Genomic DNA, 16,942 nt, shown 5'->3' with positions numbered 1-16,942 from the left:
AAAAGTTCTCATTGAGTGATGAATGAGCCCGTCAGTACGGGAGCCTCTTAATCCGGGGCAGTTGAATTACGAATGGCGGCCATGTGCTGCCATTCGTAATTTTTTTTAACTTGTAATGTATGGTTAGATATATTCCTTTTGTATTCCTCGTTATTCTTTTCTCTTGTAAAAGCCGGCCTAAAGGAGAGGCGCTGGCAGCAAAGTATTGTAGTAGTTGTCATTTGGCGGTGTCACCGGGTTTATTAGATAAAGAAACATGGTTGAAGCATGTATTGCCGGCGATGGCGCCGAAGCTGGGGATTGGTGTGTGGGATGATGATAAGTATTATCCTGGAAAGGGAGGGATCTCCATTCATGAGTGGAATGAGATTGTGAGTTATTATAAGGAATTAGCGCCTGATTCGCTCCGTGCAGGCGGTGTGCCGTTAAAAGAAGATGAGACGCTTTTTGCTGTGCATACGGTTGCGGAGGAGGATACTGGTTATAGGGCGAGTACGACGATGGTGTCAATTAATCCATTTACGGGTGGGGTGTATTTTAGTATGGAGAATGGGAAGACAGCTTCGCTGTTTAAATGGGGTGGGATGCGCCCCCAAAAAATTATGGATCTGCAATCAACAGGGGTTGATTTAAACTGGGTGGCGCCGGATACTGGTATTTTGACTTGTATTGGGAATTTGAGAGCGGTAGATCAGCTGGCGGGTGTGGTATGGAGCATTACAAAAGATCAGGGTGTGCATACCATTGCCATGGGCCTGCCCAGACCTGTGCAGACCCTGCCATTTGGAAAAGACTATGTAACACTCGGGTTTGGACACAAATATGGGGGGCTTTACCTTGTAAATGAGGAAAACAGGAAAACGATCCGCGATGTTCCAGGGGCTATCCATGCCGAAACCGGCGACTTCAACAATGATGGTTACCCTGACCTGGTGGTGTTATTTGCCTATGATGATGAGGGGATCTGGCTATTCCTGAATGATCGTAAGGGTGGATTTACGAGTGAGAACATCCTTCGCTTTCCTCCGGTATATGGGTCTACCAGTTTCCAGCTGGCAGATATGAACCGGGATGGCAAGCTGGACATCATCTATACGGCTGGTGATAATGGTGATTATTCTATGATTCTCAAACCTTATCATGGGGTATATGTGTTCCTGAATAAGGGGGCGTTCAAATTTGATGTGGATAAACCTGATTTCTTTTACCACATTAACGGGTGTACAAAGGTGATAGCAGCTGATTTTGACCAGGATGGCGACCTCGACCTTGCTACGATAGCCTTCTTTGCAGATCTGAAAAATAACCCGGCAGAGAAATTTGTTTTTCTTGAACAAAAGAAACCCTTATCTTTTGAGCCTCATGCAGTTATGGGGTTGGCGTCCCGGGGTCGATGGATCTGTATGGCTGCAGGTGACTATGACAAAGATGGGGATGTGGACCTTGTTTTGGGTAGCTATTCGAGAGGGTTTATCATCCAGGAGGGGTATGAACCGGCCTGGAATATTCATTCTCCGCTGGTGCTATTGGAAAATAAGAAAAAATAACCGGGCCCGGCCTTACTCATCTATTAAATAGTAACTCAAGTTGACATTTTTTTTACATGATAGATCATAGTTGTAACAAATAAATCCTTATATTGCATACACAACAACAGGTAAGAAATCTAAATCGTGGCATGCTAACATAGAGATTAGCCCACCTTAGTTATTTTTTCCTGGACACATACTTTTAAATAAATTTGAACAATACGCAGGTATTGCTCTACCTATAAAGATACTCCTGATTGAACTGATCAGGTTTTAGAATGGCGGAAGGAGAGGCACACTGTGCCTCTCTTTTATTTACAACGAACTTAAATAACCTATGATACAGCCATTTAAACTACCACGCTACCTTTTGTAACTCTTTTATTATTTTTCATCATATTCAGCTAACTTTAAAGTCAAGACAATCAGGGTCTCAAAAAGATGGAACCATACTATTATGATAGTGCGTTGGTAAGAAACCGAATACATGCAATAATCACAACGCACGCCACGCCACAGGCACTTAACTGGCTAGAACAACAGTTACAGCTGCTACAGGAAGCGAAGACTACTCAGCGCTTCAACATCACTTTCACTGCTATGCCGCGTTTCACAGGTAAACAAGTCATACCGGACACCCACATTCAGGAAGCGAATAACTTTTTCATTTATAGATATACGTTAGACCGACTGGCCCGTACCTGGTGGTTGCTCCAGTTTCCTACGGAGGATCGCTCCCGTTATATAGCTGCTATTGAAGACCTCTTCTCGGCAGCTGATATGAATGAGCAGATCACGCTGTATGGGGCATTGCCATTACTGGCATATGCTGAAGAGTGGAAGCTGCGTACTGCAGAAGGCATCCGCTCAAACATAGGCGGGGTGCTGGAAGCCATTATGGTACACAATAGTTATCCTGCTCAGTACCTGGATGAACCAGCCTGGAACCAGCTGGTGATGAAAGCTATTTTTACAGATAAACCGGTGCATCTCATTACAGGGCTTGATGAACGTGCGAACCCGCAATTGGCACAGATCCTGCGCGATTATGCGCATGAACGCTGGGCGGCAGGCAGAAAAATTAACCCCATGTTATGGAGATTGATTGCGCCATTCATTGACCAGGACATGATGCCAGACATCAATCGCATCTGGGCATCGGACCAGATCATTGACAAAGAAGCTGCGGCGCTGGCCTGTGCACATACAGGGTTTGCGCCGGCAAAGGCTTTGCTGCAGGAATCGCCGGAGTTGGCTGCTGCTATTGCAGGTCGGTTGTTGACATGGGATACTGTAGCGGAAAAAGCGAATGTATAATTGATCAGAAACACGCCGGCAAAACAGGCAAAAGCATGGCCTGGCTGGCATTCGTCAGCATGAAAATGCAAATGTATAGCCTTAATTCATGATATGAACCTGCGGAAAACCGGAATTAACATCGAATAGCATAAACGTGTATCACACCTTCAATGTATATCCTGTAAACTTGCAGTAAGGCAACATATTATTTAAAACATATTACCAGGTCTCACGAAATTAATTTGAACATGTGTTGTAGTCACGAACTGAACGGAACAACCCAGCCATTGACAATGGTACCCGCGTATATGGAGCGTATAAAAGGAATGCAGTTTTTTGATCCGCATATCCACATGTCAAGCCGCACTACTGATGATTATCAGGCCATGGCTGCGGCTGGTATTACCGCCATTATAGAGCCTGCCTTCTGGCTGGGACAACCCCGAACTGGTATTGATACCTTCAGGGATTATTTCAATAGCCTGATAGGCTGGGAGCGCTTTCGTTCTTCACAATTTGGTATCAAGCACTATTGCACCATAGGCCTGAACAGCAAGGAGGCTAACAACGAAAAACTGGCTGAAGCTGTGATGGAAATACTCCCTCTTTTTATCTACAAAGAAGGTGTAGTGGGGGTAGGAGAAATAGGCTTTGACGACCAGACGCCTGCTGAAGAAAAGTATTACCGTGCACAGTTGGAACTCGCTAAGGAAGCGGTTTTGCCGGTGCAGATACATACCCCCCACAGGGATAAAAAGAAAGGCACCACACGTAGTATGGACATTGCCATTGAGCATGGCATAGATCCAAAAATGGTGATTGTAGACCATAACAACGAAGAAACTGTAAAAGAAGTGCTGGACAGGGGTTTCTGGGCTGCTTTTACCATTTATCCATTTACCAAAATGGGGAATGAGCGCATGGTAGAGGTTGTAAAACAGTATGGCAGTGAGCGGATTATGATCAATTCTGCTGCTGACTGGGGTATCAGTGACCCATTAGCTGTACCTAAAACAGCGGCCCTCATGCACGAAAGTGGTATTGACTCGAATGATATTCATTTGGTAACTTTCCGCAATGCTATTACTGCGTTTGCCCAAAGTGGGCAAATTAATGAAGCGGATTTTGAGATGGTAAAGCAAATAGACCAGAGCCTGAAGTTCAACGGAAGTACCGTATTGCGCGGTGGTCAACAACCTTTCCGTAATGCTCAGTCTACTATTATCAGTTAAACAACAGTATTAAGAAAATGACGAATGTCCTGGTTTAAATACCAGGCAGATCGTATGCCATAGCCAGGTGTTTGAACCCGGCAGGAAATTGTTCGTCGTGTTGACAAATTAAATCATGTATGTAAATATGGATCAATTGCAATTCGTATTTCGTCATTCGTCATTGAGAAAACCCGTGTACCCGGTGAATTATATTATTAGCAAATTACTAGGATATATACGTTTAATGCGTCCTGCCAATATTGTAACTGCTGTAGCAGATGTATTGGCCGGAATAGCCATATCCGGTTTTTTGGGGTCTGAAATGGTCAATTACCTGGATCATCTGTTGCCCGTACTTTGTCTGTGCCTGGCCACTGTAGGGCTGTATGGAGGAGGTGTGGTATTCAACGATGTGATGGATGCAAAACTGGACAAAATTGAACGCCCTGAACGCCCCATTCCCAGTGGCATTATTTCTTTGACCCAGGCGATCGTGCTGGGATCTTACCTGTTATTAGTAGGTATACTGGCAGCATTTACAGTGTCGCGTATTACTGGCTTTATAGCATTGGGTATTACTGCCAGCGCACTGGTGTATGATAAGTGGGGAAAACACCAGGCCTGGGGCCCTGTGAATATGGGTCTTTGCCGGGGATTGAACTTGTTATTAGGAATTAGTATTGTGATGCCGGCATTGCAAACATACTGGTGGATGGGCATTATACCTGTTATATACATTGCGGCAGTGACTTACATCAGTCGTGGTGAAGTACATGGGGGGAGTGCAGCATCCATGCGGATTGCAGCTGTTGCTTATGCGGTGGTGTATGGAACGATGGTGGCACTGGCATATTACAATGAACACCTGCTCATTGCAGCTCCGTTCATCTTATTATTTATCATTATGATTAACAGGCCGCTGTGGACAGCGATGAAAAATCCTACAGGGCCTAATATTGGAAAAGCTGTGAAAGGCGGGATCATAGCTTTGATAGCTATGAATGCAGCATGGGTAGCCGTGTTTTCCTCCCTGCAACATGCGCTGTTGGTATTGGTGTTATTACCCATATCTATGCTGATGGCAAGAGCTTTTGCTGTAACCTGATCTCTTACATGTGATATACCAAAAAAATCGCTTTTGCCACTGGCAAAAGCGATTTTTTTATGCTACTTTTAAAACGGCTTTATTTATTTGATGAGTACTCAACCATAGCTATGCACGTTATTCAACAGACATTCAGTGTTCCATATACCTACGAGGTATTTTTTACGACCCATCTCTTTGACTCAGGGAATCCACTGCTTAAGAACTACCTGGAATCCCAGGCTGCCAACAATCTCAGCAAGCGTTTATTTGTCATTGCTGATGAAGGATTGATCAGGCATCATCCGAACCTTCCCGCACAAATCAGGCATTATTGTGAAACCGTCAATGGTTTTGAACTCGCCGGCGATATCCTGGTTATTCCGGGTGGCGAGGCTGTAAAAAACGACCTGCCGTTATTTTATAGTCTCGTTGATGCGATTGACCAGTATTCCATAGACCGCCATTCATTTGTAATCGGCATTGGTGGTGGTGCCGTGCTGGACCTGGTAGGTTATGCAGCAGCAGTATCTCACCGTGGGGTACGTCATATTCGTATACCAAGCACCGTGCTATCGCAGAATGATTCCGGCGTGGGTGTCAAGAATGGTATCAATTACAAAGGCAAGAAGAACTTCCTGGGCACCTTTGCCCCACCCGCAGCCGTATTCAACGATGCGCACCTGCTGACAACGCTGGATATGAAGGATTGGCGGGCCGGTATTGCAGAAGCTGTAAAAGTAGCATTGATCAAGGATGCGCCTTTCTTTGAATGGCTGGAAGCAAACGCAACAGCGCTGGCAAACGGTGACCTTCCACTCATGCAGGAACTGGTATACCGCTGTGCAGCATTGCATATGGCACACATTGGTGGTGCCGGCGATCCATTTGAAAGCGGTTCTTCCAGGCCATTGGATTTTGGCCACTGGAGCGCCCATAAACTGGAACAGTTATCCAACTTCGAACTGCGCCATGGAGAGGCAGTTGCTATCGGTATGGCAGTAGATAGTGTCTATGCTTCACTGCTGGGCTGGCTGGATCAGGCATCTGCTTTGCGTATAGTAAAGTTATTACAGCAATTACAACTACCGGTATACCATCCGTTAATGGAAAATAAAGCAGGTATTCCATCGCCGGTAATCAAAGGATTGGAAGAGTTCAGAGAACACCTGGGAGGCAGACTCACCATTTGTTTATTAAAAGGGATCGGGGTGGCAGCAGAGGTTCATGTGATGGACCTGACACTCCTGGACAAAGCTGTAGCAACAGTGCGGTCGCTTTCCTAAAAACTAATTTTCATGCAAACAGTTTCAGGTCATCTTTCCTATTGCACGAATATCCACCCGGGTGAAACCTGGCCAGATCATTTCGCGCAATTGCAACAATATATTCCCGCAATTAAATCAGGTATTTCACCGGACAAACCTTTTGGCATTGGTCTGCGTCTCGCAAACACAGCCAGTTTAGAGCTTTCAAAAGAGCCGAACCTGCTGGCTTTCAGGCAATGGCTGAAAGAACAGGATTGTTATGTATTTACCATGAATGGTTTTCCTTACGGAGGCTTTCATCATACGGTGGTAAAAGACCAGGTGCATACACCTGACTGGACCACTTCGGACCGGGTGGAATACACCGCCCGTCTTTTCCGTATTCTTGCTGCTTTGTTGCCAGCAGGTATGGAAGGTGGTATTTCTACTTCACCTTTGTCATACAAACTATGGCATGATGATATAGAAGCGGCGATGGAAAATGCGACATTAAATATGTTGCAGATACTGGGACAGTTGGTACGTATTCACCGTGCAGGCGGTCCTGTCATGCATTTGGATATTGAACCGGAGCCGGATGGATTGATGGAAAATATACAGGAGTATATTGACTGGTACTTTGCATACCTGATGCCATTGGGTATCAATTACCTGCTGGACCAGTTTGATATGACAGAAAAAGAAGCTGGTGCTGCTATAAAAAGGCATATTCAATTATGCTATGACGTATGCCACTTTGCATTAGTATACGAAGCGCCTGCATTTGTACTTAGCAAGCTGCAGGAGTATGGATTGAAAGTAGGTAAGTTACAAATCAGTGCAGCCCTGAAAGCAGCGATGCCAGCAGCAACTGCAGAAAGAGAAGCAGTGGTCCATGCATTCAGTGCATTCAATGAACCGACTTACTTACACCAGGTAATTGCACGAAAATCGAATGGCGATTTTCTGCATTATCCTGACTTGCCACAGGCACTGGAAGATGCTTATAATATGGATGTAGTAGAGTGGCGTTCACACTTTCATGTACCGGTATTTTTAGAACACTACGAACTATTATATTCTACACAGTCTGACATTCGGGAAGTATTGCAATTGCAACGCGAACAGTTATTCACACAACACATGGAGGTGGAAACCTACACCTGGGGAGTGCTACCTGCAGGGTTGAAATTGCCTATGGATCAATCAGTTTCGCGCGAAGTGAGCTGGGTGATGCAACAGCTTGGATTTCTGAAAATGGAAGTATAGATTTGAGCACGAATTATATCCTAAGAATGGCCAACGATCATGAAAAAGACAGTTGTTATTGACGTAGTAGGACTTTCCTCCTCCCTGATTGGAGAGCATACGCCTTTTTTAAAGGCTTATGTAGAGCAGCACCAGTTGCGCACAATTCAACCTATGGTGCCTGCGGTCACCACGGCGGTACAGAGTACTTATGTCACCGGGCAGTGGCCCGCGGAACATGGCATTGTCGGCAATGGCTGGTACGACCGTCAGGATTGTGAAGTAAAGTTCTGGAAACAATCAAATAAGCTGGTAGATGCACCGAAGATATGGGAAAAGGCGAAGAAGGTAGATCCTGCTTTCACCGTTTCTAAAATGTTCTGGTGGTACAACATGTATTCCAGCGCAGATTATTCTGTCACACCACGCCCGCAGTATTTAGCCGATGGTCGTAAGGCACCGGATTGTTATGCACATCCATCATCTTTGCGCGATCATTTGCAAAAGGAGTTAGGTACTTTCCCGTTGTTCCAGTTCTGGGGACCAGGCGCCAATATCAGATCTACACAGTGGATTGCAGATGCATCTGTGATGACAGATGATATGTATGATCCTACATTGACATTGATCTACCTGCCACACCTGGATTATTGTTTACAAAAATTCGGACAGGATCTGCCCCGCATCAGCAAAGAACTGCATGAGATAGATGAGGTCGTGAAGCAACTGGTTACGCATTACGAAAAGAAGGATACCCGTGTGATCATTCTTTCAGAATATGGTATTACGAATGTAAATAACCCCATTCACCTGAATCGCATTTTCCGCCAGGAAGGTTTGATAGCAGTGAGGGAGGAACGCGGGTTGGAACTGCTGGATGCAGGTGCTTCCAGGGCATTTGTGGTAGCAGATCACCAGGTAGCGCATGTGTATATAAACGATCCTTCAGTGTACAAAAAGGTGCGGGCGATTGTAGAAAACACACCTGGTATTCAGCTGGTACTGGATCGTGAAGGTAAGCGGGCGCACAACATGCATCATGCACGGAGTGGGGAGCTGGTGCTGGTAGCAGATACCAACAGCTGGTTTACCTATTATTACTGGCTGGACGATGCGAAGGCGCCGGACTTTGCCAGGTTGGTAGATATTCATCGTAAGCCGGGTTATGACCCGGTGGAGATGTTTATGAATCCTGCGGATCCGTTGATCAAATTAAAGGCAGGTTTTAAGCTGTTAAAGAAGAAATTAGGTTTCCGGTACCTGATGAATGTGATTCCGCTGGATGCGACCTTAATTAAAGGTTCTCATGGGCGTATTTCGGAAGATAGGCAGTATCATCCTGTGTTGATAACTGCGAAAGGGGAGGAGACCGGCCCGGTAACGGCAGTAGATGTTTATGATGTGATCTGGAAAACAATGCAATAAAAGAAAATTGGTTGTCAGGGGATTTGCCTACCCAATCCCCTGATTTCCTATATCTCCTAGACTTGGTAGGCTATTCCCGCTCAAACTCACGCCTATAAGAGTTATAACCTAAAGTTATTTCCCATAACTTTTAGTAATAACCTAATCTCCCTGATAATTTTGTTGAACCTGCGCCAACACTGTACTTTTGGCTTGTCCGCGACACTTATTTGCTAAAAAGGAAATTCATCAAAACCAACCGACGACCTGCCAACCGGCACGTGTGTGTCTAACCTGTATATGATTGCGTTATTTCAACAGACTGATTATTGGGTAGTATTATCCATCGGATTGATCGTGGGCTATCTTTCCGGTTTACTCGGCAAAGGAGGGAGTGCGGTGAGTACGCCAGCGCTACAGATCTTTGCCGGAATAAACCCCTTCTATGCCCTGGCATCCCCATTGCCTGCGGCGATTACGAGTACGATATCGGCAACGGCGGTATATAGTAAAGAAAAGCTTTTTGACAAAAGAGTGATTGGATTGGGGGCACTATTTGGAGTGCCTGCTACGGTATTAGGGGCTTATATGAGCCGTTTTTTGCCGGGCGATACATTGATGATCTGTACTGCATTATTTATCATGGGAATCGGTACGACGTTGTTAATTTCCTTTTTGAGAAAAAAGCCGGAAGATGTACAGGCAGACGAGGAGTTTCACACAGGTTTAATGATTCTTGCGGCCACAGGTATTGGTTTATTATCAGGTTTGTTAGCCAACGCCGGCGGTGTACTGTTTAGCAGTTTCTTCATCAAGCGGTTAAGAATGCCGATTAAGCAGGCGCTGGCATGTTCTATCGTACTTTCAGCAATACTTTCTGTTCCCGGGGCAATCGCGCACTGGTACCTGGGCCATATCGACTGGAATATTGCATTGTTACTTTCACTCACGGCGATCCCATCTTCTTATTTAGGGGCTAAAACTGCGGTGAAAATGAAGTCGCCATTACTTGAAAAAGTATTCGCATGTACACTGATCGTGTTTGGGGTGTATGATATCATTTACACGGTCTTCTCTTAAAATGTCGGCCTCAGGCCACCCACCAAATAAAAAAGCTTTTACCTGCAGAGGTAAAAGCTTTTAGTATTTTTCAGGGGTATATAGGAGTCCTTAACGCTGCCAGCGTCAGGCGCAAACCTTCCAACCACAAAAATCCCGGGTCTTTAAACCCTTTGCTCCCGCATAATCTGCGCCCTTTCCTCAGGCGGTAATGAATCTACCACCAGGTCATAGGCATGCTGTAACAAAGATTGTAATTGCGGTACAGGTAAAGTATCCAATTGTTTTATCTGTACCCAGTGGTAACGGGCCAGATAGGGAGCCGGCACAATGCCCGGCTGGGAAATGAGGCGATGGAAATCTTCCAGCCTGCATTTGAGGGAAACCTGATGTGGAAAACTCTTTGAAATCATGCAGAAGAGCTTTTCACCTACGGAAAACCGTACATCATCGTCCCACTTATCTTCCCGCACTACGGCAGGGAAAGCAAGGCAGTAATTAAGGGTCAGGTCAAACATAATACTGGCAGCTTAAAAGTTAATAATAGTCCTGTCTCTCAGTGAAATTATAAAGCGCAAATGTTTACACAAGCGTGCAATAAACGTGAAATGGTAAAAGGCTCGTTGAGAAGATAGTTTTAGATAAGTCTCCTAGTGATATGGCAACGTTCCTAAAACCTTAGTGTTCCTGTTCCCTGAAATATTAATATTCCCGTTATAAATTTAAGTATCTTTTCTCAATACGGACACACATTTTAATGTTAAATCCACATTACCAGGAAGCTGTTCTGTAATTGGGGGTATATAGATTATTTAATAATATTTACCTTTTGCAGGATGAGTGCATCCTGCAAAAGGCAAAATGGGTTTATTTAAATTTCCTCGCCATCTTTTCTTCCAACACATCCAGCGGTACGCAACCATCTTTCAGCAATTCGTCGTGGAAGTCTTTGATATTAAATTTATTTCCCAACTCAGCAGTATACTTGTTCCTCAACTCGCGGATTTTCATTTCGCCAATTTTGTAGGACAAAGCCTGTGCCGGCATTGCCATATAACGCTCAATTTCTGCTGTAGCCTCCTGTTCGCTGGTTGGTTCATAGTCGAGCATGTACTTGATGGCCTGCTCGCGGGTCCATCCTTTGTGGTGTAAACCTACGTCCACAACGAGCCTGATGGCGCGATGAATTTCGTCGCCCAACCGGCCGAAATACATGTAGGGATCTGTATATATTCCTAACTCTTTTCCCAGGCTTTCGCAGTATAGTGCATAACCTTCCCCATATGCGCCAATCCAGTTAAATCTGCGGAATTTAGGCAACGAATCGTTTTCCTGTTGAATGGAAATCTGGAAGTGATGACCGGGTATTGCTTCGTGCAGAAACAGGCATTGCATACCGGTGTAGCCAAATTCTTTTGCATTCAGAATGGGTACATAGAATACGCCGGGTCTTGAACCATCTGCTGCTCCCTGCATGTACTCTGCACTGGCCGAAGCGGCGCGGAAAGCTTCTGTCTGCCTGATTTCAAAAGGCGTCTTTGGCAGGTGGCCATACAGCTCTTTTACCTTAGGCATGATCCTGTCTTTGATGCTCGCGAAACTATCAAGAATCTGTTTGGGTGTAGAGAAGATTTTGAATTTCTTATCTGTTCTGATATAAGTAAAGAAGGAGGGCAGATCGCCTTTCCAACCGGTCTCGGTCATTACCTGTTCCATTTCGCCTTTTATGCGGGCTACTTCTTTTTCGCCGATGGCAAATATTTCATCGGGGGTCAGGTTGGTGGTGGTCCAGTATTTACTGTAAAGGGCATACCAGTCTTTACCATTAGGGAGCGCGCCATAACCGCTGGTAGTACGTGCTTTGGGCAGGTATTCTTTTTCCATGAAGTCATGCAGCCGTGCATAGGAAGGCAGAATATACTGTTCTATGCTTGCTTTGTATTCGGATGCGAGTGCAGTATCCTTCAGGGTTCTGAGCGGTGCATAGAATACATTGCCGGTATCTTTCTTAGCAATGTCAGCCAGCTGTGGCAATATTTTTACCACGAGTGACTTTGGTAATACGATACCTGTTTCCATGCCTTTGCGCATGTTGGCAATAGCGGTGTCTGCCCATTCGGAGAAAGACTGCATGCGTGACATGAAGTGGCGGTAGTCGTCGTTCGTTTTGAATGGCTGTGCGCTGGCGCCGGAACCAAATAAAGGTAGTTGGAGAGTGAGGCCATTGAACTGATCGAAAGGCATGTAGTGATCAGGGAATTTCAGGCGCTCTTTGCCCAGGGTAAGTTCACGTTGCAACATGAGATAACTGATCAGGTCATTGGGCGTAAGACCGGCAGTATCTACACCATTGAGTGCTGTTTGGTAGCTGGTGTAAAAGCTATCGACGTGATGACGGAAATGCTCGCTGATATCAATTTGCAGGAGGCCATCGTACTGATGTTCACCATTCATGGTTGCTTCCAGTGGAAACAGTTCCATTCTGTCATCATAGTATTTTTGAACGAGGTGGTGCAGGGAATCGGCGCCGTTGCCGGATTTCTTGCCAGGCTGACCACAAGCCACTGCCAGCAGTATCGATGGCAGGAGGAAATAGTGTTTTTTAAACAGCATTTGGGTAGATTTTGTTGATAAGAACCGGCTAAAAATAAAAAAACACTCCGAAGAATCGGAATGTTTTATATAGAACAGTGAACAATGAAAACTTATTTATACCGGGTATTTATCAGCTCAACTCTTACCTGCCGGATTGTTTTTAGCTCCAGCCCGGATCGGATTTTTCACTTAACGGTCGACTCCGGCTTTACATACCCGCTGCAAAATTAGGTTAATAATTAAAAGCAACTTGTTAACCTATTTTAAATTTTTGATTTTTATGCTACGAAAGGATACGGTATTACCATGATCCTGGAGTAGGATGTGCCCTTCAGGCCAAAGACCAAAGTTATTCCAATTTTTGTATTTAGAAATCGCTACGAGGTCTTTAAATTCTTTGGACCCTCTTTCATACTCCACCATCTTTATGCCATTCAGCCAATGTTCCACATGATTATTTGGATATACAATGACGCGGCCATGGTTCCATTCACCGATCTTTCTAAATGCATTCTGGTTAGCATCTTTTTTCCTGGGGATCAGGTCGTACAAAGATGACAGGGTTCTGTCGCCATCGCGGCCCAGTTTGGCATCCGGGTGACGCTCATCGTCCAGTACCTGGAATTCCAGGCCTATGGCTGACTTCCCTTTGGTATCGTAATCTTCTTTTACAAAGTATTTTACACCACTGTTGGCACCTTCGGTCAGTTTGAAATCGAATTCCAGGTCGAATGCACCGTATTGTTTGTCGGTGATGATATCGCCACCTGAACCTTCTTCATCGCCGGTTGACTGGTGGATGGTAAGTAAACCATCTTCCAGGGTCCAGCCGGTGGTTGGGAAGTCCTGCTTATTTACTCTTCTCCATCCTTTCGATGTCTTGCCATCCCATAATAAGGAATACCCGTTCTTCTGCTCCTGTGGAGACACCGTGTTCGGAACATTATTCACCACGTAAATATTGTCGTAAGGAGAATATTGTGAAGCATCCGGGTTTTCTAAAATGCGGATATTGCGCCAGTGAATCTGTTTGCCTTTATCTTCAGGTTTGTAGATCTGGTGCACCTGCAGGGCAATGAAGCCTTTCAGTGTCATATCGTCAATCACATGTGCGCAGGCTACTCCATTGATCCATGTTCTGATCTCCGATCCCCTGCATTCTATTCTGTACTTATTCCAGTCTTTCTTTTTGAATGCCTTTTGCGCAGCTGGATTCAGGTCCAAAGGATAGAGCCAGCCACGACGAGCTTCGTCATACACACCACCACTCCACGCCCTGTCGCTAGGGTCTACTTCCATCTGGTAACCATGCACCCGACCATTGTTATAGTCAGGTTTGCTTTCGCTACGGAATTGAATACCATAGTTCATTTCCGCGTCCAGCTTAAGTTCCAGCTCTAAAATAAAATCACCGTAGTCTTTTTCGGTAGCTAGAAAGGAATTGGGGCTTCCCGTGACGGATGTACCCACGATTTCATCTTTTTTGGCCTCATAGGTAGCTGTCCCATTTACTTCTTTCCATCCTGAGAGGTCTTTACCATTGTAGAGTGAATGCCATTGAGCTTTCTTTTGTGCCGTTGCCCAACTGCTGAGGAACAGGACACTACAGACCAGTAACGTGTTTTTCATAACAATGAACCAAAACTAGTTTTAAAAATAAATAATAACACTCATTTATTCAACCGATTGCACCATTTATGTGATGAACGGTAGAAATTCATTTTAACCTAGGAGTACTAACTTCTCTCTAAATTTATGCAATCGTTTGCAATTTATGACGAATCTACTTAACTTGTATTACCCCGACCCGGAAAAAAGAAGAAAAACCTTAGGATAAAACGCGCATTGAAAGCTGTAGTTGGGCCATTGTATACTATAAGTACTATTATTCTGTTAATCTAAAATTCTACGTAATGAAGAACACGTTATCGAAAACGGGAGTGATACTCCTGTACCTGCTATTGTTGGGAACCCTCATCCGCGCACAACAGTTGGTGAACCTCTCGGGAAGGGTGACTGCTTCGGACGGAACTCCTGTGATCGGTGCCACAGTGGCAGTGAAAGGAAAATCGATCGGTACAGTCACCGACAACATGGGGGCTTATAAGCTGAAAGTCTCGCCGGGCGCCACCATCGTCATCTCGTTTATTGGTTATTTGCCACAGGAAATTCCCGTCAACAATCGAACATCTATCGATGTGCGATTGGCCGATGACAACAAGAAACTGGAAGAAGTTGTCGTAGTGGGTTATGGACAACAAAAGAAGAAAGATGTAACAGGGTCTATTGCTTCTATCAGCAGCAAGGCGATTATGGAAGTACCTGTTACAAATGCGCAACAGGCGCTGCAGGGAAGAACCCCTGGTATTGATGTTATTAATAATAGTGCGAAGCCGGGCGATGAACCGAGGGTACGTGTGAGAGGAACCCGATCGCTTTCTGCGGGAAATGATCCTTTGTATGTGGTGGATGGAATTCCTTTTGCAGGGGCGATGAATGACATCAATCCCTCGGATATCGTGTCGATGGACATCCTGAAAGATGCGTCGGCTACGGCGATTTATGGATCACGTGGTGCGAATGGGGTAGTGCTGGTGACTTCGCGAAAGGGTAAGAGTGCTAGCAGGCCCCTGGTCAGTTATAGTGGTATGTATGGGTATGTGCATGCACTGGGTCGTACAGATATGATGGATAGTAAGCGGTACATTGAAATGAAGCGGGAGGCTTACCGTACTTCGGGGTCATATGATGATAATAACCCCGATGCATCGGATGCGAAGATTTTCAATGCTACTGAGCTGGCGAATGTAAAGAAAGGAGTGAATACAGATTGGCAGGACCTGATGATTAGCTCCGGTTGGCAAACGAGGCATGCATTGGGCGTAAGTGGTGGAACGGAGAAGACAAAATATGCAGTGACGGGTGGGTACTTCAAAGATCAGGGGGTACTAAAGTTGCAAAGTTATGAGCGTTATAACCTGCATGTGGCAGTGGACCAGGAAATCAGCAAGCGCATTACAGTAGGTACTTCTATGCTGGCTGCCTATAGTACACGCAAAGGCAGTAGTTATAATGGTATGGGAGCGGCGTTGAAAATGTTGCCGATAGCAGCTCCTTATGATGATAATGGTAAGCTCATTACCTATCCAACTGGCGATAACCAGCAGCCGAATGCATTGTTGGATTATGTACCTGGCAACAGGGTGGAAAATCTTTATCACCTTCGGTTCTTTAATAGTCTGTATGGCGAAGTGACCATTCTCGATGGTTTAAAATATCGCCTGAATGTAGGAACAGATTTACAACAGAATAATTATGGGTTGTTTTTAGGAAAGAATAGTACTGACCTGCTCATAGGCGGAGGGGATGCGACTGCTACCAAACAAAGCCAGTTTGTATGGGCGTATACGGTGGAGAACCTGTTGACTTATAATAAGACCTTTCGTCAGAAACATAATATAGGTGTGACGGCATTGTATAGTGTGCAGCGCCAGCGGGAGGATAGTAGTTCGGCTTCGGTAAGAGGGATCCCGGTGGAGTGGCAGGAGTATTATGGTTTGGGGCAGGCAGCGAATGTGACGGGGATAGGGAGTAGCCTGGGTACATGGACCATTCTTTCTTATATGGGGCGTGTGAATTATGGGTATGACGACAGGTACCTGGTGACGCTCACTTTGCGTGCGGATGGGTCTTCCCGGTTTGCAGAGGGGCATAAGTGGGGGTATTTTCCATCAGTCGCCTTAGGCTGGAATATTACGAAGGAGAATTTTATGCGGGAGGTTACATTTTTTGATAACCTGAAGTTGCGTGCGAGTTATGGTAAGATCGGGAATACCGGTATACCACCGTATGCAACGCAGGGGCTTTTGGGTAGAACAACTTATTCTTTTAATAATAAAGGTACGCTGGGATATGCTCCCATTTTACTGCGTAATCCTAATCTCACGTGGGAGACGACTACCTCTTCGAACATTGGCCTGGACTTCAGTGTGCTGAAAGGCAGGATCAGTGGTACGGTGGATGTGTATAAGCAGAAGACGACAGATTTGCTGTTGCAGAAATTTTTACCGTATAGTAATGGGTTTGATTATGTGTTGGAGAATACGGGGGTGACACAGAATAAGGTGATAGAAGTACGTATTTCTACAGTGAATATAGAATCGAAGAGTGGGTTTAGCTGGACGATGGATGTGAACTTCTTTATAAATCGTGAGAAGATACTGGCGTTGGGTGAAGGGAAGACACAGGATATTGGGAATGGAT

At 45.2% G+C, this 16,942-nt stretch carries 12 protein-coding genes; 9 read left to right on the top strand and 3 right to left on the bottom strand.

What is annotated here, in order from left to right:
* The first annotated feature begins 119 nt into the window (after window positions 1-119).
* The 8 genes from ABDW16_RS22065 (at window position 120) to ABDW16_RS22030 (ending at window position 10,105) form a co-directional block, all read left to right on the top strand.
* On the top strand, window positions 120-1,547 hold the full coding sequence (locus ABDW16_RS22065; RefSeq protein WP_343672744.1) for an FG-GAP-like repeat-containing protein: 1,428 nt from the start codon (window positions 120-122) through the stop codon (window positions 1,545-1,547).
* 423 nt (window positions 1,548-1,970) lie between these two features.
* Window positions 1,971-2,846 (top strand): EboA domain-containing protein, encoded by an 876-nt coding sequence (locus ABDW16_RS22060; RefSeq protein WP_343672742.1) that lies wholly within the window; start codon window positions 1,971-1,973, stop codon window positions 2,844-2,846.
* Window positions 2,847-3,076: 230 nt separating this feature from the next.
* Window positions 3,077-4,060 (top strand): TatD family hydrolase, encoded by a 984-nt coding sequence (locus ABDW16_RS22055; protein ID WP_343672741.1) that lies wholly within the window; start codon window positions 3,077-3,079, stop codon window positions 4,058-4,060.
* A gap of 127 nt (window positions 4,061-4,187) precedes the next feature.
* Entirely contained in the window at window positions 4,188-5,147 is a 960-nt protein-coding gene (gene eboC / locus ABDW16_RS22050; RefSeq protein WP_343672740.1) for a UbiA-like protein EboC, read from the top strand.
* A 110-nt stretch (window positions 5,148-5,257) separates the two neighbouring features.
* The gene (locus ABDW16_RS22045) at window positions 5,258-6,412 is read left to right on the top strand and encodes a 3-dehydroquinate synthase (protein WP_343672738.1); all 1,155 of its coding nucleotides are present in this window, start codon (window positions 5,258-5,260) and stop codon (window positions 6,410-6,412) included.
* Window positions 6,413-6,424: 12 nt separating this feature from the next.
* Window positions 6,425-7,642, top strand: a complete 1,218-nt coding sequence (eboE, locus tag ABDW16_RS22040; RefSeq protein ID WP_343672737.1) for a metabolite traffic protein EboE — start codon at window positions 6,425-6,427, stop codon at window positions 7,640-7,642.
* Window positions 7,643-7,681: 39 nt separating this feature from the next.
* Entirely contained in the window at window positions 7,682-9,046 is a 1,365-nt protein-coding gene (locus ABDW16_RS22035; protein WP_343672736.1) for a nucleotide pyrophosphatase/phosphodiesterase family protein, read from the top strand.
* A gap of 279 nt (window positions 9,047-9,325) precedes the next feature.
* Window positions 9,326-10,105, top strand: a complete 780-nt coding sequence (locus ABDW16_RS22030) for a sulfite exporter TauE/SafE family protein (protein WP_343672735.1) — start codon at window positions 9,326-9,328, stop codon at window positions 10,103-10,105.
* Window positions 10,106-10,248: 143 nt separating this feature from the next.
* Here ABDW16_RS22030 and ABDW16_RS22025 read toward each other — a convergent pair whose 3' ends face one another.
* The 3 genes from ABDW16_RS22025 to ABDW16_RS22015 all read right to left on the bottom strand — a co-directional run bounded on the left by ABDW16_RS22025 (window position 10,249) and on the right by ABDW16_RS22015 (window position 14,308).
* Window positions 10,249-10,602: an MmcQ/YjbR family DNA-binding protein gene (locus ABDW16_RS22025; protein WP_343672734.1), complete on the bottom strand. Its 354-nt coding sequence runs from the start codon at window positions 10,600-10,602 to the stop codon at window positions 10,249-10,251.
* A gap of 349 nt (window positions 10,603-10,951) precedes the next feature.
* The gene (locus ABDW16_RS22020) at window positions 10,952-12,697 is read right to left on the bottom strand and encodes a DUF885 domain-containing protein (RefSeq protein WP_343672733.1); all 1,746 of its coding nucleotides are present in this window, start codon (window positions 12,695-12,697) and stop codon (window positions 10,952-10,954) included.
* Window positions 12,698-12,937: 240 nt separating this feature from the next.
* A complete protein-coding gene (locus tag ABDW16_RS22015) occupies window positions 12,938-14,308 on the bottom strand; it encodes a DUF1080 domain-containing protein (RefSeq protein ID WP_343672732.1) in 1,371 nt (456 codons plus the stop codon).
* Window positions 14,309-14,592: 284 nt separating this feature from the next.
* Here ABDW16_RS22015 and ABDW16_RS22010 point away from each other — a divergent pair.
* Window positions 14,593-16,942: SusC/RagA family TonB-linked outer membrane protein (locus ABDW16_RS22010; RefSeq protein ID WP_343672731.1), on the top strand; the 2,350-nt coding region annotated here is incomplete at its 3' end.

This window comes from Chitinophaga sp. (assembly GCF_039596135.1).
GTDB lineage: Bacteria > Bacteroidota > Bacteroidia > Chitinophagales > Chitinophagaceae > Chitinophaga.
The sequence above is the reverse complement of the archived record's forward strand: the minus strand, read 5'-3'. Positions and strand labels throughout refer to the sequence as shown.

What these genes read in the sequence shown, in the direction of transcription:
- ABDW16_RS22065 (WP_343672744.1), top strand. Translation starts at nt 120, where the DNA reads ATGGTTAGATATATTCCTTTTGTATTCCTCGTTATTCTTTTCTCTTGT.
- ABDW16_RS22060 (WP_343672742.1), top strand. Translation starts at nt 1,971, where the DNA reads ATGGAACCATACTATTATGATAGTGCGTTGGTAAGAAACCGAATACAT.
- ABDW16_RS22055 (WP_343672741.1), top strand. Translation starts at nt 3,077, where the DNA reads ATGTGTTGTAGTCACGAACTGAACGGAACAACCCAGCCATTGACAATG.
- eboC (WP_343672740.1), top strand. Translation starts at nt 4,188, where the DNA reads ATGGATCAATTGCAATTCGTATTTCGTCATTCGTCATTGAGAAAACCC.
- ABDW16_RS22045 (WP_343672738.1), top strand. Translation starts at nt 5,258, where the DNA reads ATGCACGTTATTCAACAGACATTCAGTGTTCCATATACCTACGAGGTA.
- eboE (WP_343672737.1), top strand. Translation starts at nt 6,425, where the DNA reads ATGCAAACAGTTTCAGGTCATCTTTCCTATTGCACGAATATCCACCCG.
- ABDW16_RS22035 (WP_343672736.1), top strand. Translation starts at nt 7,682, where the DNA reads ATGAAAAAGACAGTTGTTATTGACGTAGTAGGACTTTCCTCCTCCCTG.
- ABDW16_RS22030 (WP_343672735.1), top strand. Translation starts at nt 9,326, where the DNA reads ATGATTGCGTTATTTCAACAGACTGATTATTGGGTAGTATTATCCATC.
- ABDW16_RS22025 (WP_343672734.1), bottom strand. Translation starts at nt 10,602, where the DNA reads ATGTTTGACCTGACCCTTAATTACTGCCTTGCTTTCCCTGCCGTAGTG.
- ABDW16_RS22020 (WP_343672733.1), bottom strand. Translation starts at nt 12,697, where the DNA reads ATGCTGTTTAAAAAACACTATTTCCTCCTGCCATCGATACTGCTGGCA.
- ABDW16_RS22015 (WP_343672732.1), bottom strand. Translation starts at nt 14,308, where the DNA reads ATGAAAAACACGTTACTGGTCTGTAGTGTCCTGTTCCTCAGCAGTTGG.